At 64.5% G+C, this 18,332-nt stretch carries 17 protein-coding genes and 1 tRNA gene; 7 read left to right on the top strand and 11 right to left on the bottom strand.

Features of this window, described 5'->3' with window-relative positions; translation table 11 throughout:
* The first annotated feature begins 108 nt into the window (after nucleotides 1-108).
* Nucleotides 109-759 carry an outer-membrane lipoprotein carrier protein LolA gene (locus J6595_RS11745; protein WP_209594735.1) on the top strand — a complete coding sequence of 217 codons (651 nt, stop codon included), beginning with the start codon at nucleotides 109-111 and terminating at the stop codon, nucleotides 757-759.
* Nucleotides 760-790: 31 nt separating this feature from the next.
* On the opposite strand, the gene J6595_RS11740 is transcribed toward J6595_RS11745, so the two are convergent.
* On the bottom strand, nucleotides 791-1,678 hold the full coding sequence (locus J6595_RS11740) for an alpha/beta fold hydrolase (RefSeq protein ID WP_209594734.1): 888 nt from the start codon (nucleotides 1,676-1,678) through the stop codon (nucleotides 791-793).
* Between the two features lie 226 nt (nucleotides 1,679-1,904).
* Here J6595_RS11740 and J6595_RS11735 point away from each other — a divergent pair, with 226 nt between their 5' ends.
* Together J6595_RS11735 and J6595_RS11730 are read left to right on the top strand one after the other, a co-directional pair.
* Entirely contained in the window at nucleotides 1,905-2,708 is an 804-nt protein-coding gene (locus J6595_RS11735) for an exodeoxyribonuclease III (RefSeq protein WP_209594733.1), read from the top strand.
* A gap of 89 nt (nucleotides 2,709-2,797) precedes the next feature.
* A complete protein-coding gene (locus J6595_RS11730) occupies nucleotides 2,798-3,958 on the top strand; it encodes a DUF2235 domain-containing protein (protein ID WP_209594732.1) in 1,161 nt (386 codons plus the stop codon).
* Nucleotides 3,959-3,961: 3 nt separating this feature from the next.
* Here J6595_RS11730 and J6595_RS11725 read toward each other — a convergent pair whose 3' ends face one another.
* Together J6595_RS11725 and J6595_RS11720 are read right to left on the bottom strand one after the other, a co-directional pair.
* Nucleotides 3,962-4,414: a cyclic nucleotide-binding domain-containing protein gene (locus J6595_RS11725; protein ID WP_209594731.1), complete on the bottom strand. Its 453-nt coding sequence runs from the start codon at nucleotides 4,412-4,414 to the stop codon at nucleotides 3,962-3,964.
* A 314-nt stretch (nucleotides 4,415-4,728) separates the two neighbouring features.
* Entirely contained in the window at nucleotides 4,729-5,412 is a 684-nt protein-coding gene (locus J6595_RS11720; RefSeq protein WP_209594730.1) for a response regulator transcription factor, read from the bottom strand.
* A gap of 134 nt (nucleotides 5,413-5,546) precedes the next feature.
* On the opposite strand from J6595_RS11720, the gene J6595_RS11715 reads away from it, so the two are divergent.
* Together J6595_RS11715 and J6595_RS11710 are read left to right on the top strand one after the other, a co-directional pair.
* A complete protein-coding gene (locus tag J6595_RS11715) occupies nucleotides 5,547-6,092 on the top strand; it encodes a L,D-transpeptidase family protein (protein WP_209594729.1) in 546 nt (181 codons plus the stop codon).
* A gap of 180 nt (nucleotides 6,093-6,272) precedes the next feature.
* Entirely contained in the window at nucleotides 6,273-8,588 is a 2,316-nt protein-coding gene (locus J6595_RS11710) for an FdhF/YdeP family oxidoreductase (RefSeq protein ID WP_209594728.1), read from the top strand.
* Nucleotides 8,589-8,858: 270 nt separating this feature from the next.
* Here J6595_RS11710 and J6595_RS11705 read toward each other — a convergent pair whose 3' ends face one another.
* From J6595_RS11705 to J6595_RS11690, 4 genes are all read right to left on the bottom strand, one after another.
* Nucleotides 8,859-9,128, bottom strand: a complete 270-nt coding sequence (locus J6595_RS11705; protein ID WP_209594727.1) for a DUF6460 domain-containing protein — start codon at nucleotides 9,126-9,128, stop codon at nucleotides 8,859-8,861.
* Between the two features lie 133 nt (nucleotides 9,129-9,261).
* A complete protein-coding gene (locus J6595_RS11700; protein WP_209594726.1) occupies nucleotides 9,262-11,091 on the bottom strand; it encodes a cisplatin damage response ATP-dependent DNA ligase in 1,830 nt (609 codons plus the stop codon).
* Nucleotides 11,092-11,207: 116 nt separating this feature from the next.
* The gene (locus tag J6595_RS11695; RefSeq protein ID WP_209594725.1) at nucleotides 11,208-11,537 is read right to left on the bottom strand and encodes a DUF2147 domain-containing protein; all 330 of its coding nucleotides are present in this window, start codon (nucleotides 11,535-11,537) and stop codon (nucleotides 11,208-11,210) included.
* A gap of 70 nt (nucleotides 11,538-11,607) precedes the next feature.
* A complete protein-coding gene (locus J6595_RS11690) occupies nucleotides 11,608-12,408 on the bottom strand; it encodes an exonuclease domain-containing protein (RefSeq protein ID WP_209594724.1) in 801 nt (266 codons plus the stop codon).
* Between the two features lie 259 nt (nucleotides 12,409-12,667).
* Between J6595_RS11690 and J6595_RS11685 the strand changes: the two genes are divergently transcribed.
* Nucleotides 12,668-12,743, top strand: a tRNA-Thr gene (locus tag J6595_RS11685).
* Between the two features lie 137 nt (nucleotides 12,744-12,880).
* Here J6595_RS11685 and J6595_RS11680 read toward each other — a convergent pair.
* Genes J6595_RS11680 through hemP form a run of 4 tightly spaced genes read right to left on the bottom strand, consistent with a single transcriptional unit; the run spans nucleotide 12,881 to nucleotide 15,830 of the window.
* On the bottom strand, nucleotides 12,881-13,717 hold the full coding sequence (locus J6595_RS11680; protein ID WP_209594723.1) for a heme ABC transporter ATP-binding protein: 837 nt from the start codon (nucleotides 13,715-13,717) through the stop codon (nucleotides 12,881-12,883).
* Between the two features lie 6 nt (nucleotides 13,718-13,723).
* Complete coding sequence (locus J6595_RS11675; RefSeq protein WP_209594722.1) at nucleotides 13,724-14,809, bottom strand: FecCD family ABC transporter permease; 1,086 nt, start codon at nucleotides 14,807-14,809, stop codon at nucleotides 13,724-13,726.
* Nucleotides 14,806-15,705 carry a heme/hemin ABC transporter substrate-binding protein gene (locus tag J6595_RS11670; RefSeq protein WP_245198192.1) on the bottom strand — a complete coding sequence of 300 codons (900 nt, stop codon included), beginning with the start codon at nucleotides 15,703-15,705 and terminating at the stop codon, nucleotides 14,806-14,808. The genes J6595_RS11675 and J6595_RS11670 overlap by 4 nt, the downstream gene beginning before the upstream one ends.
* Before the next feature lie 11 nt (nucleotides 15,706-15,716).
* Entirely contained in the window at nucleotides 15,717-15,830 is a 114-nt protein-coding gene (hemP, locus tag J6595_RS11665) for a hemin uptake protein HemP (protein ID WP_209594721.1), read from the bottom strand.
* Between the two features lie 265 nt (nucleotides 15,831-16,095).
* Here hemP and J6595_RS11660 point away from each other — a divergent pair, with 265 nt between their 5' ends.
* The gene (locus J6595_RS11660) at nucleotides 16,096-18,321 is read left to right on the top strand and encodes a TonB-dependent hemoglobin/transferrin/lactoferrin family receptor (protein ID WP_209594720.1); all 2,226 of its coding nucleotides are present in this window, start codon (nucleotides 16,096-16,098) and stop codon (nucleotides 18,319-18,321) included.
* Nucleotides 18,322-18,332: the final 11 nt, after the last annotated feature.

The following is an 18,332-nucleotide window of genomic DNA, read 5'->3' as shown; positions in this document are numbered from 1 at the left end:
AGCCCCACGTAACGCTCCCGACATAAGATAGCGAAAGACAACCGACGCCGGGCGCGAACCGGCGCGACGCCGAAGGGCGAAGCTCCTGAGAGAGGAAGCCTCATCGAGATGGCCACAATCATGAACATCATCCGCACCGGCGCCCGACGCGCCGTGATCGTCGGCGCGGCCGCCGCCATGCTGCTGCCGGCCGCCATGTCCGGCGCCTATGCGCAGGCGAGCGCCGCCGCCCAGAAGATCGCCGATCACTTCGCTTCCATCCCCTCGATGCACGGCGATTTCGTCCAGTTCGATTCGAACGGACGGCAGTCGGAGGGCAAGTTCTACATCGAGCGCCCCGGAAAGGTGCGCTTCGACTATTCCAACGCGCCGCTTCGGGTGATCTCCGATGGCTCGAACGTCGCGATCAACAACAAGAAGCTCAACACCTGGGACACCTATCCCCTGTCCCAGACACCGATGAAGCTTCTCCTCGACCGGCGCATCAACCTGTCCAATGCCAATATCCAGAGCGTCAAGGAAGAGAAGGATCTCACCACCATCGTCATGGGCGACCGCTCGGTCTTCGGCAATTCGCGCATCACCATGATGTTCGATCCGAAGACCTACGACCTGAAGCAGTGGACCATCCGCGACAAGCAGGGCAAGGAGACGACGGTGATGATTTACAACGTCAAGGAAGGCGGCAACATCCAGGACTCGGCCTTCAAGATCCCCTATACGGCGATCGAGCAGGGCCAGACCGGCAACCGCCGCTGAGGCGCTTCGTCGAGGGCGAAGCGTTTCGCCCTCAGGACCTGCCGAAGAAGTCGAGGAGCGCCGTCAGCGTTTCTTCCGGCGCTTCCTCGACCATGAAATGCCCGGCTTCGATCGGCCTGCCAACAACGTCGGCGGCCCAGCGCCGCCAGACGTCGAGCGGGCTCTCGCCCGACGCCGGAATACCTTCCGACCCCCAGAGTGCCAGCAACGGCACGCCGATCTTGCGCCCCGCCTCCCGATCCTCCCGGTCCAGCCGCCAGTCGATCGTCGCCCCGGCGCGGTAGTCGTTGCAGGCGCCCTGAATATGCTCGGGCCTGGAAAAATGCTCGGCATATTCGGCGAAGGATTCGGGCGGAAACGGCTCCAGCGACTTCGCGCCGGTCCAGCTGGCAATGGTGTACTTCAGATAGAAGACGGGATCGGCCGAGATCAGCGCCTCGGGAAGCGGATGCGGCTGGGCGAGGAACGGCCAGTGGTAGATCTTCATCGCTTCTGCGGCATGCATCTGCTCCCACACCTCCGCCACCGGCACGATGTCGAGGACCGCAAGCCTCGCCACCCGCTCCGGCATGTCGAAGCCCATCCGATAGGCGACGCGGGCGCCCCGGTCGTGACCCGCGACGGCAAACCGCTCATGACCGAGCGCGCTCATCACCGCCGCCATGTCGCGGCCCATCTGGCGTTTGGAATAAGCGAGGTTCTCCGCGTCGTTCTGCGGCACCGACGAGCGTCCATAACCGCGCAGATCGGGGATCACGAGGGAAAACCGTTCGGCGAGACGCTCCGCGATCGGGGCCCACATCGCCCCCGTCTGCGGATAGCCGTGGATCAGCAGAAGCGGCGGACCGTCGCCGCCGATGCGGCAGAAGATGTCGGCGCCCTCGCCGGGGATGATGCGTGTCGTGAAGCCGTCGAACATGGGATTGATCCGTCTGCCGTGGGGAATTGTCGCCGCTGCGGGCTGAGATACGGTACCGGAAAACCTCGGCAAGTGATGCCCGGTGGGCCGTGATCCGCGCCCGTCCACTGAAATGAACTCGGGGAACTCGCATGGGGATAGCCGCCTTGCCGCGCTTGCCGGCCGTGCCCCGGCGTCATAAGCCGGCATGATCGTCCGCCCTCCCCGCCCGAACCCGCAGAGCCCCATGTCCTTTTCCCTCGCCACCTGGAACATCAACTCCGTGCGCCTCAGGATCGGCCTCGTCGAGCGGTTCCTCACCGAGCACCAGCCGGATGTCCTGTGTCTGCAGGAGACCAAGTGCCCGAACGACCAATTTCCGGAAAAGGCATTCAAAGCGCTCGGCTACGAGCATGTCGCGATCCATGGCCAGAAGGGCTATCACGGCGTCGCGACGATCTCGAAGCTGCCGTTCGAGGACGTCGTCCGGCAGGATTTCTGCGCCGTCGGCGACGCGAGGCACCTGTCGACGCGCATCGACGTCGCCGGCAAGAAGATCCGCATCCACAATCTCTATGTTCCCGCCGGCGGCGACGAGCCGGATCCCGAGATCAATCCGAAATTCCGCCACAAGCTCGACTTCATCGATGAGCTGCGCCGCACCGATGCCAATGGCGAGGCAGGCGTTTCGGCGCTCCTTTGCGGCGATCTCAACATCGCGCCGCTGGAAACCGACGTCTGGTCCCACAAGCAGCTCCTGAAGATCGTCTCGCACACGCCCATCGAGACCGAAGGGCTTCTCACCGCCCAGAGCGAGGGCAACTGGACCGACCTCATGCGGGTGCACTTTCCGCCGGAGGAGGTGCTGTTCACCTGGTGGAGCTACCGGGCGAAGGACTGGGCCGCGTCGAACCGCGGCCGCCGGCTGGATCACATCTGGGGCTCGGCCGACATGGCGCCGGCGCTTTCGAAGGTCGAAATCCTCTCGGAAGTACGCGGCTGGGAAAAGCCGTCCGACCACGTTCCGGTGATCGCGCGGTTTGCCGCCTGAGAATTCCACAGCCCTAGATTGCAGTTGCCCTCAAACTTCCCTATGGTAAGCTTTCGCCACCTTGGCGACTGACCCCAGGGAGGATTGGCATGCGCGGACAAAAGCGTCTCGTCGTCTGTTTCGACGGCACCTGGAACAACGCCGATACCAGCGGCGACAACGCGACCAACGTCGAAAGGATCGCCCGGGCCGTCAAGGGCGACAGCGGCGACATCCCCCAGATCACGCTCTATCTGCGCGGTGTCGGTTCGACCGGCTATCGCCTGCAGCGGATCATCGACGGCGCGACCGGCAATGGCGTCGACGACAACATTCGCTCGGCCTACCAGTTTCTCGCCCAGAACTATCTGCCGGAACGCCCTGATGGAAACGGCGATCTTATCCCGGCCGACGAGATCTTTCTGTTCGGCTTTTCGCGCGGCGCCTTCTCGGCCCGTTCGCTGGCCGGCTTTCTTTCGACCTCCGGCCTCCTGAAACGCCAGCGTCTCGGCGACATCAAGGCCGCGTGGGACTATTATCGCGAAGAGGGCGGCGACAAGACGTCGAAGAGCTTCTGCGAGGCGAGCGGCAGCGACTGTCACCACGATCCGGAGATCAGGTTCCTCGGCGTCTGGGACACGGTCGGCTCCCTCGGCATTCCAACCTCGACCATCGACCTGCCGCTGCTCGAAAAAGAGTTCGCATTCCACGATACGACACCGTCCCGGCTGGCGAGACACGCCTATCACGCCATCGCCATCGACGAGCATCGGGACGAATTCGTCCCGACCCTGTGGACGGGTGACATCCCCGCCGGTGCGACGATCGAGCAGGTCTGGTTCGCCGGCGCCCACTCCGACGTCGGCGGCGGCTATGGCAACCGTGAGCTCGCAGACATTCCGCTTCACTGGATGGCCGAAAAGGCCAGGGCCTGCGGGCTCGATCTGGACGACAGCCTGCTTCCCCGCCGCGAAGATCTCAGACCGGTCGAGGCGCCACAGCACGAGTCGCGGGTGTCCTTCGGCTTCAAGGACCGCATCACGCCGACCATTCGAAAGATCCTCGGCGCTGAGTTTCACACCGCCTTCTACGAGACCGCCTACCCGGAAGATCCGATCGATTCGATCAACGAAACAATCCATGAAAGCGCCAGACAGCGCTTCGGCAAGAACGTCCGCGTCATCGTCGGCGACGACGGACGGAATTCGGGCACGATGGACTACGAACCGAAGAATCTCGCCGCTGCGCTCGAGAAGGAGCACGGCGGCTGAGCGTCAGCCGAACCGGTCTTCCAGCCGCTCGATGTCGGCGAGCATGGTTTCCAGCTCATCGCGGATGCGCGCGTGCAGCATCACCGCGAAATCCGGATATTCCTCCAGCATCCGGCGAAACAGCGGGCGCGACACACGGATGAGATCGCAATCGGTCTCCGTCCTGGCGCTGGTCGGGCGGGTGGTTTCGGCGATCAGGCAGAGTTCGCCGAGAAGCGCACCCGGCCCGTGCCGTGACACGATCTTCTCCGCCTCGCCGCGCCCGCGTGTCAGCGTCACGTTTCCGCTGGCGATCACGAAACCGGCATCGGCCCGGGCATTCTCGCGAAAGACGAACTCACCGGCTTTCAGCCGCCGGTGCTCTGCACCGAATGCCAGCAGCCGAAGCTGGTCGGTCTGAAGCCCGTCGAACAGTCTGACCTTCCGCAGGACCGCGATGTCGCTCTCGAGGCTCATGGTTCAGGCGTACCGATCTTCTCCGGCCCCGGGGCGCAGCGTCTTGTCTCGTGGCCAGCAACGCGCTCGCCCCGTTAACCATCAAGGCGGCAACGAAGCGCTCGCCAGCGGCCGCGACAGCAACCGAACGGCCACCTTATCGTGAACGGACTTGGTAGAGGAATCGTGAATGGGGAAGCAAGCTTTGTCTTTTCGCGCCGACAATCTTGCCGCGCGGCGAAAGCGTGGATGTCGTCGCGGCGCCCGGGCGCCCCACTCGCGTCGCAGCGACGAACTCGCCTCGACAACGGGCGATCGGCTCGCCCGTTGTTGCCTCAGGGCATCAGCTTGTAGCCGCCGGCTTCCGTCACGAGGAGACGCGCATTGGAGGGATCGGGCTCGATCTTCTGGCGCAGGCGGTAGACATGGGTTTCCAGCGTGTGCGTGGTGACGCCGGAATTGTAGCCCCAGACCTCCTCGAGCAGAACGTCGCGGGTAATCACCTTGCGGTCGGCGCGGTAGAGATAGCGAATGATCGCGGTTTCCTTCTCGGTCAGCCGGATCTTCGCCCCCTTCTCGTCGATCAGCACCTTCTGGCTCGGCTTGAAGACATAGGGGCCGACCTGGAAGGTCGCGTCCTCGCTCTGCTCGTGCTGGCGCAGCTGCGCCCGGATGCGGGCCAGCAGCACCGCGAAGCGGAACGGCTTGGTGACATAGTCGTTCGCCCCGGCCTCGAGGCCGAGAATCGTGTCGGAATCGGCGTCCTGCGCCGTCAAAATGATGATCGGCGCCTTGAACCCGCTCTTGCGCAGGACCTTCACCGCCTCCCGCCCATCCATGTCCGGAAGGCCGACATCCATGACGACGAGATCGATCAGACCCCCTCTCGCCGTAGCCACGCCCTTTGCCGCGGTGTCTTCCTGCAGGACGTTGAATTCCTCGTGCAGGGAAAGCTGCTCGGCCAGGGTCTCTCTCAGGTCGTCGTCGTCATCGACGATCAGTATGCTTCTAGCGCTCATCCCTCACCGCAGTTCTGCGTTTCAAATTCAAAGTTGCGGGTGTCCCCGCCGCAAATTCCCGGCGGATTGATTGTAACATAGGGATTTCATCGCTAGGACAACACTGTTGCAGAAGGCGCAAGGGGCATTTCGCCTTGAACGGCACGATCCGTCGCATCACCGTCCGGCGCAAACCCGGTGATCTAAGACGTGGCATCCTCGCCGCCGGCCCGTTTCGCATCGCCTGCGCACTCGGACGCTCTGGCACCACGGTCTTCAAACGCGAAGGCGATGGCGCAACGCCCGTCGCCGAAATGCGCCTCGTTAAGGCGTGGTATCGAACCCGAACCGGCTCCGGCCGCAAGAGCCGTCCGGCAAGCCGGCTCTGCACCCGTGAAGTGCAGCCCGGCAAAGACGGGTGGTGCGACGAACCGACGCATGCCTCCTACAATCGTCACGTGCGCCTGCCTTTTCGCGCGAGCGCGGAAAGTCTGGCGCGCACGGACCGGCTCTACGATGTGGTCGTGGTGCTCGACTGGAACTACAGTCGGCGCGGCCGCGGGCGCGGCAGCGCGATCTTCTTCCACATCGCCCGCCCGGGCTTTCCGCCGACCGAGGGCTGCGTGGCCATCGAGCCGTCTGCCATGCGGCTTTTGATGCCCTTTCTTAGCCCGCGAACGCGTCTCGTCGTACATCGCTGACTTGATAAAGACCGTCGTCTCTTTGCTCCTCAGCACGGCCCTCGCGTCAGGCGGTTCTGAGAAATCGGGCCTGCGCATCGCCTTTGCTGCAACCCCAGCGATGCCCGTGAGTTTGGAACATTGGAGCTAATGAAATTCTCGCCTCGGTTTTGACCGGCGGGCAGATTGCGAGGGGCAACCATGGATCGCTCAGAAAACACCGACAAGCCGACCATCGAGCCCTATGAGGAGCCGACCGGCGGCTGGGGCTCGGTCAAGTCGCTCGTCGACAAGTCCGCTCAGGAGGGACTTCTGGCGTCCACCGTCTGGGCGACGATGCAGCGTCAGAACAAGCCGGACGGCTATCAGTGCGTCTCCTGCTCCTGGGCGAAGCCCGCCGACCCCAAGCCCTTCGAATATTGCGAGAACGGCGCCAAAGCGACGATGTGGGAGATCACCCCGAAGCGCTGTGACCGGGCCTTCTTCGCCAAGCACCGCGTCTCCGAACTCCTTCAATGGACCGATCACGACCTTGAGAAACAGGGTCGCCTCACAACCCCAATGAAATACGACGCCAGCCTCGATCAGTATGTTCCGATCAAGTGGGAAGACGCGTTTCGCGAGATCGGCGAGGAGCTGAACGCGCTCGATCCGAAATCGGTGGTCTTCTACGTCTCCGGCAGGGCGTCCCTCGAAGCCTCGCATATGTGGCAGCTCTTCTCGCGCATCTACGGCTCCAACAATCTGCCCGACAGTTCCAACATGTGCCACGAATCGACATCCGTCGGCCTGCCAGAATCGATCGGCTCGCCGGTCGGCACGGTGGTGCTCGACGATTTCGACGCCACCGACATGATGTTCTTCTTCGGACACAACACCGGAACGAATGCGCCCCGTCTGCTGCACTGGGTGCAGAAGGCGCGCAAGCGCGGCGCGCCGGTGATCACCTTCAACCCGCTCGAGGAGCGCGGGCTGATGCGCTTCAAAAGTCCGCAGAACCCGCTCGAGATGATCTCTCCCGACGAGGGAACGAAGATGTCGAGCGACTATTACCAGGTTCGCGTCGGCGGTGACATCGCAGCGATGACCGGCATCGCCAAGGCCGTATTCGCCCTCGACGATGCGGCCAAAGAGGTCGGCGGCAAGCGGGTTCTCGACGTCGGCTTCATCGCCGAGCATTGCCATGGTTTCGAAGACTTCGAGGCTTTCGTGCGCGGCTCCGACTGGGATCTGATCGCCCAATGCTCCGGCATCCCCCGCGACGAGCTGGAGCATGTCGCGCGGGTCTATTCCAAGGCCGAAAGGGTCATCGCCAATTACGGCATGGGCCTCACGCAGCACCGGCACGGCATCGAAAACGTCCAGATGCTGGTGAATCTTCTTCTCATGCGCGGCATGATGGGCAAGGAGGGGGCCGGCATCTCGCCGATCCGCGGCCATTCCAACGTGCAGGGCCAGCGCACCGTCGGCATCACCGAAAAGCTCGAACTCATCCCGCACGAAAAGTTCGAGGAGTTCTACGGCTTCACCGTTCCGAAGGAAAAGGGCCTCGATACGATCGAGGCCTGCGAGGGCATCATCGACGGATCGGTCAAAGGCTTCGTCTGCCTCGGCGGCAATTTCTCACGGGCCGTGCCGGAGACCGAGCGGGTCGAGGAGGCATGGCGCAAGATGCGCCTCAACGTCCAGATCTCGACCAAGCTCAACCGCAATCACCTGCTCGCCTGCGAGAAGACCTACATCCTGCCATGCCTCGGCCGGCTGGAGCGCGACGCCCAGCACGGCACCGAGCAGGTGGTCTCGGTCGAGGATTCCACCGCCTGCATCCATGCCTCGATCGGGCATACGGAGCCGGCCTCGCGCGAACTCCTCTCCGAGCCGAAGATCATCGCCGAGCTCGCCAAGGCGACGGTGCCGGGCAAATCGACGGTGCCGTGGGACGAGTGGACCGCCGATTACGGCCGTGTGCGATCGGCAATCGAAAGAGCCTATCCGACGGATTTCAGGGATTTCAACGAGCGCCTCGGGACACCGGGCGGCTTTCGCCGCGACATCGGCGCGGCACGGCGCGAATGGCGCACCGACACGAAGAAGGCGAATTTCCTGACCCCCGAGAGCTTCGACGTCGATCCGGACATCGACACCACCTCGAAGGACGTGTTGAAGCTGATCACCGTTCGCTCCAACGACCAGTTCAACACCACCGTCTACGGCTATGACGACCGGCTGCGCGGCGTCAAAGGCACCCGAATGGTGATCCTCATGAACGCCGAGGACATGCGCCGCCTCGGTCTGACCGATCAGGACCGGGTGGACATCGAAACCCATGCCGATGACGGCGTGACCCGGCGGGTCGAGGACTACCGCGTCCACGAATGGCAGATCCCGAAGGGCAACTGCGCGGGCTACTATCCCGAGCTGAACGCGCTGATCCCGCTCTGGCACCATTCGCGCCGGGCGCATGTGCCGGCGGCGAAGTCCGTGCCGGTGCGGATTTTGAAGCGCGCTGCGGGGTGAAGGGCGGAGCGTTTGCGTTGAGCGGGAGCAGGGAGCGTTATTGTTAGGCTTCCGCGCCAATTACCCCCTCTGCCTGCCGGCATCTCCCCCACAAGGGGGAGAGCAAAGGCGGGAGCGCCGTCGCCAGATGCTTCAACGTTTTTGCAGGTCCACGCGGCGTCATGCGTGCGGCCACGCTCATGCAGGTCTGTTCTCCCCCCTTGTGGGGGAGATGCCGGCAGGCAGAGGGGGGTACAGCTGCACCAACGCTTCCTGAGAGGATAGTACCGTTTACCGCCGCCCGATCTTCAACAGCCGCGAAATGATGAAGACCGGCACGACGATCGCCGCGCCGAGGAGGAAATAATAGACCGCCCGCTCGGCCGAGCCGAACAGCGAGCGCCAGGCCCATTCGAAGGTGCGCACGACCCAGTCGATCAGGTCGTGGGGATTGAGGTTCAGCCAGGAGAGCAGGAAGCCGACGAGGATCGAGATCAGGATCAGCCGGACGGCGACGCCGATCGGCGAGCCTCCGAGAAAATGATGAATGCGCTCGGACATTTGCGGCGGTGTTCCCCTGGATCGATCGTCGTCCTTCGCCACAGCAGGTAGGCGGCGGGCCGGCGCTATGCAAGCTCCACGTAGCGCCCGCCGGCTTCGCGGCGTCGAGGTTGCGCCCTGGACAGCGCTGTCGTCATGTCTCCAGCACCGCCTGCAGCGTCTCGATCCGGTCGGCCTCTCGCGCCGGCTTGTCCCATCGCAGGCGTGAGACGCGTGGAAAGCGCATGGCGACACCGGATTTGTGACGATTGGAGCGCGCGAGGCCCTCGAAGGCGACCTCGATGACGAGGCCATGATCGGGCTCGGCGCGAACCGAGCGCACCGGCCCGAAACGCTCCACCGTGTTGTCGCGAATGTATTTGTCGAGCTGCTTCAGCTCCTCGTCGGTGAAGCCGAAATAGGCCTTGCCGACGGGCACGAGTTCCGGCGCGTCGTCTGCGCCCGACCAGACGCCGAAGGTGTAGTCGGAATAGTAGCTCGAACGCTTGCCGTGGCCGCGCTGGGCATACATCAGGACGGCATCGACGAGATGCGGGTCCTTCTTCCATTTGAACCACGGGCCCTTCGGCCTGCCGGGGACATAGGCGGAGTCCCAGCGCTTCAGCATCAGCCCCTCGATCACCGGGTGGGGTGGGGCGGCGCGGAGTTTTGCCAGCTGTTCGAAATCGGTGAAGGCAACCAGCGGCGAGAGATCGAAGCGGGTGGGTTCGAGCTTGCCGAGGAAGGCCGTCAGCCGCTCGCGCCGTTCGGCAAAGGGCAGCGCTCGAAGATCCTCGCCGCCGTCGATCAGAAGATCGTAGCAACGCAGGAAGACCGGATATTTCTTCAGCATCGCAGCCGACACGGTCTTGCGGTTCAGCCGCTGCTGCAGGTCGGAGAAGCTCGCGGCCACGATGTCGTCGGGCCGTGTGTCGGGATGGTCCAGCTTGGGGGTCCCGCCCCCCTCGCCCGTCGCGGCGACGAGAAGCTCGCCGTCGAGCGTACCCTCGAAGGTCATGAAGTCGACAAGGTCCGGGAAGGCGCCGGAAATGTCGTCGCCGGTCCGCGAATAAAGCCTTGCCGTTCCGCCCTCGGCGCTCGCCTGGACGCGAATACCGTCCCATTTCCATTCGGCCGCGTAGCTCTGCGGGTCGATCAGCCCGTGATCAGGCGCCTCCAGCGGCTGCGACAGCATCACCGGCCGGAATGGCGCCAACGCCGCCGAGACCGGCTTGTCGGCGCGGCCCTCGAGCCACGCGAACAAGGTCTCGTATGGCGGTGTCAGGCCATGCCAGAGTTCCTCGATCTCGGCGACGTCCTTTGAGCCGAAATCCGCCAGCGCCTGCTTGGCGAGCCGCGCCGAGACGCCGATCCTGAGGCCACCCGTGACGAGTTTCAGGAGGGCGTAGCGGCCGGAAGCGTCCAGCCGGTCGAGCCAGGCTTCGACGAGCTTCGGACCTTCCTGACGGGTTGCCGCGTTGAGCCTTGAAACGATTTCGGCGAGTGAGGGAGCGGCGATGCCGGCCTGCGCACCGCCCGCTTGCCCCCCTCTGCCCTCCTGAGCCTTCGTCGGAGGGGTATCTCCCCCATCAGGGGAAAGATCAGGCGGCTGGAACGTCTCTGTCGTTTCGATCTCCCCCCTTGTGGGGGAGATGCCGGCAGGCAGAGGGGGGTGCGACGCCGCCCTCTGCCAATCTCCAACCTCCCCGCCGCCCTCCGGCCATACCAGCGCAATCGTCTCGGCGAGATCGCCGACATAGTCGTATGAGTAGCGGAAGAGGACGTCGTCCATACGGGCGGTCACGAGCTCGCGCAGCATCGCCGGCTTGACGCTTCTGATGTCGAGATCGCCGGTGATCGCGGCAAGTGCCAGCCCCCTTTCGGGATCGGGCTGGCTGCGAAAATGCTCGACGAGAAGCTTCAGCTTGCCGTTGCGCGACGGCTGGAGGACGAGAGCGTCGAGGAGATCGGCAAAGGGCTTCATCGCCGGTGAAGATGCAGCGGCCGGCGACGACGGCAAGCAGGACGATGCCCGATCCTGCCGCCGCCTGTCGCCGCGCTTCATTCATGGATCGCCGCCGCAACGCTTACTGTCCGGCTTCAAGGCCGGCGCCAGCTCTGCACCGTGCGACAGAAGACCTTGGCGAGACAGCCGCGCAACTCCAGCCGCGCGCCGTTCAGCCGCAGGGCACCGTCATAGGACGTGTCGTTGCGCGGGTCGCGGACGCGGCCCTTGAATTCCGGCGGCGCGCCGGAAACCGCGGCAACGTTTTCGCCCTTGAAACGCCCGCTGGCGATCGTCGCGCACAATCCGGCGGCGCACCGCGCGATCCTGATCTGCGTTCCGTCGTCGGCGACCCATGGGCCGAGGACCTTGGGCGACGCCTTGGCAGCGCCCGCAGAGAGGAACAGGAGGAGGGCCACAGGCAAGAGAGCAGCTTTCATGGCCTCAAACGTGGCGGCCAATCATGTCCACAGCGTGGAGATCGGCGGGCGCCGCTCACGTTCTTGCAGGAAGGGGCCTTGCGCCGCGGATCTTCCGTGTCTTCAGATGGTGCTTGGCGGTGAAGACCGCATCGGCGTCCATGCCCGGCTCTTTCGTCAGCCAGTCGAGATAGTCGTCCGGCACCTGCTCGATCGGCACGCCCTTGTGGCGGCCGAAACGCAGCTTCGCCAACAGCGCCGGTTCGCTCGAGGCGCGCTCGGCCCGGTCGAGAAAATCGGCAAGGTCGTGGCAGCGCGGCATCAGGACGCCCGCAATCGCCCGCAAAAGGACGGCCGTTGCGACCGCGTCGTAGAGCGCGCGATGCGGCGCCAGCCCCGCCAGAAGCGGCTCGACCGGTGAAAGATCCAGCGGCACATATTTGACGAGACTTTGCAGGCCATGGGCCCTGAGGTTTGGAAAGGCCCTGAGCGCGAGTTTGTGCGTGCAAAGCCAGCGGCCGGAAAACCGCAGCCGCGAGCGGTCGAACTCGGCGCGCTGGGCGGCAAAGACCGGCGCGGAACGAAACCGCGCCGCCGCTTCCATGAAGGACGGCGCACCGGCGAGCATGGCGTCGGAGATGCGATGAACCTTGCGGGCCTGCGGGTTGATCGTGACCCCGCCGGGATCACAGAAGCTCTGCATCGGATTTGCAATGTCGCCGGTCGCAAGATCAAGATCGACCGATCCGATCTCGATCACCGCGTCCTCCTCCAGTCGATGGCCCGCCGTTTCGGTGTCGATCACCCGGACAAGGGTTTGCGGGGCCTCGGCAAACAGCGGCAGTGTCTTGGGGACGGCAGGGAAGTGGTCGGTCATCGAGACGAAAGATCGCGCGGCCGCACGATCAAAACAAGAACCCGCTTGACGAAAACGCCCCGGGCCGGCCCCGAACGGGCAACCCCGCCAGCGCCTTGCGCCCGCTCCCTCCCCCGCAATCCCTCATCAGAACCCGCAGGCGGGCTTTCCCCAGCCTGACCCGACATTGCCCCGGCCACCGATTTGCCCTTGAACCACCGACCTTTTGCCGGTATCAGGGCCGCGTCGATGGTTGGCACATGCCTCCCCTTCGCCGCGTGCCCCAATAGCTCAGTTGGTAGAGCAACGCATTCGTAATGCGTAGGTCGCTGGTTCGAGTCCGGCTTGGGGCACCATTTCCATCGAATTTTCTGTGTTCGGGCAGGCGATCGTCGTCGCCAGCGCCTAGCTAGACGGCTGCGATGCGTCAGCACCAGCGTTGCTTACCTGCTTGCGAGTCGCAGGGGCTTCACGCAGTGGGTCACGCTCGCGATCATGCTTCCGACGGAAGATGACGGGACTTGCGCGGCGTGTCGCCGTGATCGGAGAAATCGGGAAGGATGGCCGGGCGGCTCCAGCCGCCGGGGTGCAGGATCGTCATGTCGATGCCGAAGACCTTCGACAGGACACCGCTTGCAAGCAGGGGTCCGGGTGCGTCGTCTGCCGCAATGGTACCGGCTTCCAGCACGATCATGCGATCTGAAAATGCGGCCGCTAGATTGAGATCGTGGAGAACGGCGACGACGACGCCTCCGGCTTCGACGAAGCGCCGGGCGATCGTCAGGACGCCGACCTGATGACGGATGTCGAGGCTCGACGTCGGTTCGTCGAGAATGAGAAGTTTGGCTTCTGCGTCTTCGACCGGTTCGCCGCTCTGGCATAGGACGCGGGCCAGCTGCACCCGCTGCTGCTCGCCGCCGGACAGGCGCTGGTAGAGCCTGTCGCCGAAACCCGAAAGATCGACGGCGGCCAGGGCTTTGCCAACGCGCCTTTGGCGCACAGCGGCGTCGAGATCGAACCGCTGGCCGAGGGCGAGCGCGACGACCTCGTTTACGGTGAACGGAAAGGCGATCGTGCTCGCCTGCGGCAGAACCGCCCGGCGGGTGGCGAGCTGCGCGGGGGCAAGCCCGGCGATGTCCCGGCCGTGAAGGCGCACCCGGCCGCGGGCCGGGCGAAGTTCGCCGCTCATCGCCCTGACGAGCGTCGACTTGCCGGCGCCGTTCGGCCCGACAATGGTGGTCAGGCTGCCGGCGCCAAGCTCGAGCGAAACCGGGCCGAGAATGCGCCGTCCGGCCGCGACGATCTCGATCTCTTCGACCGCAAGCACCATGGCTTCTCAAAATCCCACGAAGCTGCGTCGCCGCATCAAAAGCCAGAGGAAGAACGGCGCGCCGATCGCCGCCGTGATGATGCCGATGGGCAGTTCGGCCGGGGAAACCAGCATGCGCGCGCCGATGTCGGCGGACACGATCAGAAGCGCGCCCCCCAGACAGGACGCCGGCAAGAGAAAGCGATGATCGGCGCCGACCGCCAGACGCAGGAGATGCGGCACGACGATGCCGACGAAGCCGATGATGCCCGCAACGGCGACGGCAAGGCCGGTCGCGATCGCCACGAGGAGGATCGCCTGCTTTTTCAACCTTTCGACCCTCAGCCCCATGTGGAACGCCTCGGCCTCGCCGAGCACGAGGGCGTCGAGGCCCCGGGCCATGACGATGGCCGAGGCGGCGACGACGAGCATGACCGGACAGCTGACGACGACCTTGTCCCAGGTCACCCCGCCGAGACCTCCAAGGCTCCAGAAGGTGATGTCGCGAAGCTGGGTGTCGTCACTGAGAAAGACGAGATACCCCATGATCGCGGCGGCGAAGGCCGCGAGGGCGACACCGGCGAGCAGCATCGTCGCAACCGAGGTCGATCCGGCTTGCGTCGAGATGGCATACAAAACGAGGGTCACCGTCAAAGCACCGGCAAAGGCGGCGATCGGCAGGGCGTAACCGCCAAGGACCAGGGCGACCGGCCCGAGCGCCCCGCTGCCCAGAACGATCATCGACACCGCGCCGAGAGCCGCACCGCTCGAAACGCCGAGAATGGTGGGATCGGCGAGCGGGTTGCGGAACAGTCCCTGCATGACGGCGCCGCCAAGAGCCAGCATCGCACCGACCATCATGGCCATGACGACGCGCGGCAGACGGATCTGCCAGACGATCACCACCTCGCCGATGGGAAATGACCGGCCGTCGGGCCCGCCAAGAAGGATCTTGAGGACACGCATCGGCGGCAATGCCATCGGCCCGATCCCGATCGCGAGGATCGCAACGACCAGCAAGGCGACGGCAAGAAGCGTGATCGCGGCGGCCCGGGACCGCCATCGATCGCGCTTTTGCCCCATCGTCGAAACGCTGCCACGAACCGCACTCATCGGGACGGCGCGATCTCGCCCGGATAAAGCTTCGCAGCCAAATCGCGCGCCGCATCGGCCGTTCGCGGCCCGAAGCCCAGAAGGTAGGCGGCATCCATCGTGATCAGCGCGCCGTTGCGGCCGGCCGGCGTCGCCTTGAGGGCCGGGATCGCAAGCGGATCCGACATGGCGTGGTTCGGCCCGGCGCCGGTGATCATGACGACGACGTCGGGGGCGAGCGCAGTCGCCGCTTCGGCATTGAGCGTCTTGTAGCCCTGAACGGCGGACAGGACATTCACGCCGCCGGCAAGCCGCATCATCGTGTCGGCCGCCGTTTGCGTTCCCGCCGCCATCGGTCGGCCATCGACGAGCGACAGGATGAACAGAACGCGCTTGTGGCGGTCGATAGCAACAAGTTCCTTCTGAAGACCGGCGAGATCTCTTTCGAGCGCTCCGGCCAGGGCCCGCCCTTCCTCAGCCTTGCCGACCGCGCCGCCGATCTTCTCGATCTTGTCACCGATCGCCTTCTGCCCGTGACCATCGGGAATGGTGGTGATCGCAATGCCCGACGCCTTCAGAAGCGCGATCGCCGGAGGCGGCCCGGCGCCCTCCTCCATCAAGACGAGATCCGGCGACTGGGCCAGCACGCCTTCGGCGGAAAGGGCGCGCATGTAGCCGACATTCGGCTTCCGCTTTGCCTCGGGCGGATAGACCGCGGTGGTATCGACGGCGACGATGCGGTCCTGAACGCCAAGCGCATAGAGTGTTTCGGTGATCGCGCCGCCGATCGCGACGATACGGCTCGCCTCCTTCTCCTGAGCCTTCGCGAGAGGCACGGCGAAGACGCCGAATGAGATCGCGAGGCACAGGGCGGCGAGGGGCCGGAAGCTGGCCGGCATGAGGATAGGGGAAGTCATGGTTACGCGCTTCACTTGGTGAGGATGAGCTTGCCCGCCTTCGTCAGGCGCAGGCGGTAGACCGTCGTGCCGAGATGGATTTCGAGTTCCTTGCGTTCGCCGAACAGCTCCTTCGCCAAAAACACGGGACGCCCTTCGCCCGACGGAGAACAAGACCCTTCGGCATCGCTCTCACCAGACTGGCGACGATCGGCATTCACTTTAGAAACCCTCCAAACCTCCAGCGATATCAATGCGATATAAGTTGACTCTGATTATCATAATAATTATGGACGTCAATGGCGGCGGCATGAACCGAGGGGGTTGGCCGCCCGCTCAGGACAGTAGCCAGCCAGACCGCGACGACGCGGCGCCAGCCAGGTCCCCGCCATTTCCAATCAGGGGGTTTTCATGGCTCGCCATTCGCGACAGCTCGCCGGCGCCGCATCCGGTTTCGTCATTTCACTCGTTCTGTCTTTTGCAGCTTCGGCCCAGGAGGCCACCGCGAACGGGGACCAGTCCATTCTGCTCCAGCCCGTCTTCATCGGGTCGGAGAGCGCTGGTCAGAATTCCGATGCCCAGACCGCGACCCGGGCAGAGACGGTCCTGACCGAGCGCATCACCCGGCAACAGCTCGACGCCGCCCAGATCTTCGACCCCGACGACATCGGCCGCCTCGATCCCGGCGTCGGCTACAGCCGTTCCAGCGGCAGCTTTTCCGTTCGCGGCCTCCAGGACAACCGGGTGCTGACGACCGTCGACGGCATCCCGCTATCGTGGCTCGACGATGGTGCGAGAGGGGTCACCGGCGGCAGCGCCACAGTCGATTTCGACAGCCTTTCGGCCATCGACATCGTCAAGGGCAGCGATTCCAGCATCTTCGGCGCCGGCGCGCTCGGCGGCATCGTCGCTTTGCGCACGCTGAACCCGGAGGACCTTCTTGCCGGCGACAAGAGCTTCGGCGGGTTGTCGCGCCTGACATTCGACAGCAAGGACCAGAGCTTCGGCATCGATCAGGCGCTCGCGGCCCGCTACGGCGACACCTACATGCTGCTCCAAGGCGGCTTCCGAAAGGGCCACGAGACCGACAACAAGGGCGATGTCGGCGGCTACGGGTCCGATCGGACCGAGCCGGAACCCCTCGACTACGACCAGAAGAATCTTCTGGTAAAGCTGCGCCAGCATGTCGGCGTCGATCAGGTCTTCGGCCTCACCGGCGAGATCTACGACCGCGACGAGGACATCGACGACAGGACAGCATCGACGACGACTTACGAGCCCGGCTCGGCAGCAAGACAGGAGGTCGAGAAGCGCAAGCGGATTTCGGCGAGCTACGAGCTCGGCGCGGGGGCAGGCGCCTGGCTCGATGCCGCCGACCTCGTGGTCTACTGGCAGCGTCAGGAGCTGTCGGACGATTTCTGGGCCACGCGCCAGTCGACCCCGGTCGGAGACTATTCCCGGCTCAGCGACATCGAGGACACCACCTTCGGCTTCAACGGCAGCGTGATGAAGCACCTCGATCTCGGCGGCCTGACCCACAAGATCAGCGTCGGCAGCCAGATTTCGGGCAATCGCACCAGCCAGCTTTCGAGCGGCGAGGACAACTGTCCCGAAGGTCCCTATTCCTACGCCTATTTCTTCACCTGCAATTTCCTGCACACCAATCAGGCGGACATGCCCGAGGTGCACGGCATGAATGTCGGCCTCTTCGTGGAGGATCAGATCTCGGTGACCGATCGCTTCCGCCTGACGCCCGGCCTTCGCTTCGACTATTACGAGCAGAACCCTCAGGAAACCGACGCCTTCCTCGACAACGCCACCTATGACGGTCTGCCGGACGCCTCCAGCGACAGCGCGTTTTCACCCAAGCTGAGAGCCGAGTTCGACGTCACCTCCAATGCGCTGATCTATGCCCAATGGGCGCAAGGGTTTCGCGCGCCGACGGCGACCGAACTCTATCTGAGCTATGGCGGGCCCGGCACCTATCTCAGCCTCGGCAATCCCGATCTCGAGGCCGAGACCAGCAACGGCTTCGAACTCGGCATCAAGGCGAGCCACCGGAGCTTCGACTGGCAGGTCTCGGCCTTCTACAATCGCTACAAGAATTTCATCGACACGCAGTCGGTGGACGCCGCAGACGTCGGGATCCCGGCCGGCACCTATCCGTTCGGCATCACCAGCTACTTCAACCGCGAGAGCGTCGAGATCTACGGCATCGACGCGGCCGCGAAGTGGCAGATGACCGAGACCTGGCACAGCGCCCTGTCGCTTGCCGGCTATGTCGGGCGCGACCGGGAGACCGGCGAACATCTCAACTCCATCCCGGCGGCAAAGGCCATCGCCAATCTCGGCTATGGCAACGGCATCTGGGGCGCCGATGCGATCCTCACCGTCGCGGCGGCCCGCACTGAGGCCGAAAACGACATCTCCAAGACGCCGAGCTACACGCTGCTCGACCTGACCGCCTGGTGGAAGCCCGAGCAGCTGGAGGGCGTCAAGGTGCAGGCCGGGCTCTACAACGTCTTCGACGAGACCTATTACGACGCTCTCGACATCCCCGACAGCGCCACCCAGGCCAAGCAGTTCTACACCGAGGCCGGACGCAGCTTCCGGGCGACGCTGACCTATCAGTTCTGATCCGCCGCCGG

Source organism: Jiella mangrovi (assembly GCF_017815135.1).
Taxonomy (GTDB): domain Bacteria; phylum Pseudomonadota; class Alphaproteobacteria; order Rhizobiales; family Rhizobiaceae; genus Jiella; species Jiella mangrovi.
This window is presented reverse-complemented; position numbering and strand designations above follow the sequence as displayed.

Coding starts and splice junctions, on each gene's coding strand:
- J6595_RS11725 (WP_209594731.1), bottom strand. CDS start 4,414: ATGAGCCTCGAGAGCGACATCGCGGTCCTGCGGAAGGTCAGACTGTTC.
- J6595_RS11730 (WP_209594732.1), top strand. CDS start 2,798: ATGCGCGGACAAAAGCGTCTCGTCGTCTGTTTCGACGGCACCTGGAAC.
- J6595_RS11740 (WP_209594734.1), bottom strand. CDS start 1,678: ATGTTCGACGGCTTCACGACACGCATCATCCCCGGCGAGGGCGCCGAC.
- J6595_RS11675 (WP_209594722.1), bottom strand. CDS start 14,809: ATGAGTGCGGTTCGTGGCAGCGTTTCGACGATGGGGCAAAAGCGCGAT.
- J6595_RS11735 (WP_209594733.1), top strand. CDS start 1,905: ATGTCCTTTTCCCTCGCCACCTGGAACATCAACTCCGTGCGCCTCAGG.
- J6595_RS11720 (WP_209594730.1), bottom strand. CDS start 5,412: ATGAGCGCTAGAAGCATACTGATCGTCGATGACGACGACGACCTGAGA.
- J6595_RS11670 (WP_245198192.1), bottom strand. CDS start 15,705: ATGACTTCCCCTATCCTCATGCCGGCCAGCTTCCGGCCCCTCGCCGCC.
- J6595_RS11705 (WP_209594727.1), bottom strand. CDS start 9,128: ATGTCCGAGCGCATTCATCATTTTCTCGGAGGCTCGCCGATCGGCGTC.
- J6595_RS11690 (WP_209594724.1), bottom strand. CDS start 12,408: ATGACCGACCACTTCCCTGCCGTCCCCAAGACACTGCCGCTGTTTGCC.
- J6595_RS11680 (WP_209594723.1), bottom strand. CDS start 13,717: ATGGTGCTTGCGGTCGAAGAGATCGAGATCGTCGCGGCCGGACGGCGC.
- J6595_RS11700 (WP_209594726.1), bottom strand. CDS start 11,091: ATGAAGCCCTTTGCCGATCTCCTCGACGCTCTCGTCCTCCAGCCGTCG.
- J6595_RS11710 (WP_209594728.1), top strand. CDS start 6,273: ATGGATCGCTCAGAAAACACCGACAAGCCGACCATCGAGCCCTATGAG.
- J6595_RS11745 (WP_209594735.1), top strand. CDS start 109: ATGGCCACAATCATGAACATCATCCGCACCGGCGCCCGACGCGCCGTG.
- J6595_RS11660 (WP_209594720.1), top strand. CDS start 16,096: ATGGCTCGCCATTCGCGACAGCTCGCCGGCGCCGCATCCGGTTTCGTC.